The sequence below is a fragment of the Leisingera sp. ANG-Vp genome (assembly GCF_000813725.1).
Lineage (GTDB): Bacteria > Pseudomonadota > Alphaproteobacteria > Rhodobacterales > Rhodobacteraceae > Leisingera.
Window position 1 is genome coordinate 795 of the sequence record NZ_JWLD01000067.1, and the last position, 807, is coordinate 1,601.

Here is an 807-nt window from a genome sequence, read left to right on the forward strand (position 1 = left end):
TCTGCTGCAGATGGGCGGCGTCGGTGCCATGTTCACCGCTTTCAAGTACCTGCCGCTGGCTGATGCGGTGGCGATTGCCTTTGTCATGCCCTTCATCATGCTGCTTCTGGGCAAATACGTGCTGCACGAGGACGTCGGCCTGCGCCGCCTCGGCGCCTGTGTCGTCGGCTTCACCGGCACTCTGCTGGTCATACAGCCCAGCTTTGCCACGGTGGGCTGGAACGCGCTTTGGCCGGTGCTGGTGGCGGTGATCTTTGCCCTGTTCATGCTGGTCACCCGCAAGATCGCCAAGGAGACTGAGCCGGTTTCGCTGCAAGCGGTCTGCGGCCTCCTGGCCAGCCTCTTCATGCTGCCGATGCTGTGGTTTGGAGACATTGCCGGGTTTGAGGGCCTCAACTTCGACGCCCCGCCCAGCCACACATGGTGGCTGCTGACCGCAACTGGCGTGCTTGGCACCATTGCGCACCTCTTGATGACCTGGAGCCTGCGCTACGCCCCCACCGCAACGCTTGCCTCGATGCAATACCTGGAAATCCCGGTGGCGGTGTTCTTCGGCTGGCTGATCTTTTCGGAACTCCCCAACACACTTGCCGCGTTCGGCATCCTGCTGACCATCAGCGCGGGTCTTTACGCGGTATTGCGCGAGCGCAAGGCCTCGGAAACCGAAGAACGCATCAATCCCGCCTGAGGGCCGCCCGTCACTCCCGCCTGAGCGCGTTCATCACATCCCGCAGCAGCCGCCGCGGCACAATCGCCAAGAGCCCCGGCCCTTCCGGCTCCAGCCGCACCGGCCCCAGCGCCCGGTTC

General features: G+C 64.2%; 1 protein-coding gene. It reads left to right on the forward strand.

Annotated features, from left to right (window positions below; translation table 11 throughout):
* On the forward strand, positions 1-688 hold a 688-nt coding region (locus RA20_RS19685; protein ID WP_039132692.1), incomplete at its 5' end, for a DMT family transporter.
* Positions 689-807 lie beyond the last annotated feature (119 nt).